This window comes from Candidatus Cryosericum odellii, assembly GCF_003570935.1.
Lineage (GTDB): Bacteria > Caldisericota > Caldisericia > Cryosericales > Cryosericaceae > Cryosericum > Cryosericum odellii.
This window is the reverse complement of sequence record NZ_QXIU01000013.1, coordinates 8,149-9,190: the sequence shown is the minus strand read 5'-3', so window position 1 is coordinate 9,190 and position 1,042 is coordinate 8,149. Positions and strand designations below refer to the sequence as shown.

Annotated in this window: 1 protein-coding gene; it reads right to left on the bottom strand. The window is 57.8% G+C overall.

The window, feature by feature from the left end; genetic code table 11:
• Positions 1-478: polysaccharide deacetylase family protein (locus tag SMC5_RS11855; RefSeq protein WP_455423440.1), on the bottom strand; the 478-nt coding region annotated here is incomplete at its 3' end.
• Positions 479-1,042 lie beyond the last annotated feature (564 nt).

The following is a 1,042-nucleotide window of genomic DNA, read 5'->3' as shown; positions in this document are numbered from 1 at the left end:
CCTCCAGGACCCAGCTTGGCGCGAAAGACGGCCATGCTGTCGAGCCCGTCGATGCGGACGCGGCGTAGCTCGTATGGATTGTCGGTAACGCGGGACCATCCAGGGATCTCCGTCGTGGCGGCATGGTAACCGNNCAGAAGTAGTCGCACCGGCGTCCGGTGTTCCGCTGGATGACGATCTTCGAGTATGAAAGCTCCATCATGGCGCTTTGAGTGGTCAGGAGCGGGAGCACGGCATGGTGCACGGTATGCGAGCCAAACGTGATGAGGCCGGTATTCTGCATCTCCCTCACCATCGACCAGTCCAGGTAGCCCTTGACCACGCGTCCGACCTCGCGACTGATGAGGAAGAGGATGGCCTTCTGTCCATTGCGCTTGAGAATGGGAAATGCGTTCTGATAGACACCGAGACGTCCGTCGTCAAAAGTCAGGATGACCGGATTCCTGGGAAGAGACGACCGTCCAGTCCGTGCTGCCATCCACTCGTCCAGTGTAATGGTCGTGAAGTTGTTGTCCTTCAGATATTGCATCTGCTGAGCGAACTGGTCGGGCGCAACGAGCAGTGAGAGTTTGAGAGCGTCCATACCCGGCATGTGCTGTGCCACCTCGTGATACATGAGGATGGGGACGCTGAGGTTGGGATCGACGTTTACGGGTACTGTCACGGGGGCCTTGAACGCCGGGGTCGTGCGTGGCGTCTGCGAACCGTACGGGTATGGGTCACTCGCGTCAGACCGGTGCGAGAGGGCAGAGCGACAACCAGTCAGGAGAATTACGACAAGCATGAGCAAGATTGTCAGCAGAGCAACGTTTCGTCTCATAGCGCTTACTATAGTGTCCAATGCAAACCGCGCAACGTCACGAGGGTGACACCAGACGAATGCATGCCTGTTCGTCACTGTTGAAGACAGGTTCTGTGACACGTGGACGCTCACAAGCCGACTTCACGTGTTCTCAAGCATTACAGCAGGCGATGTGGAGAGCAATACTGCTACGCTTCCCTACACCATCCCCGCCCTGGCGAAGCTGAAGTAGTCCTGGCG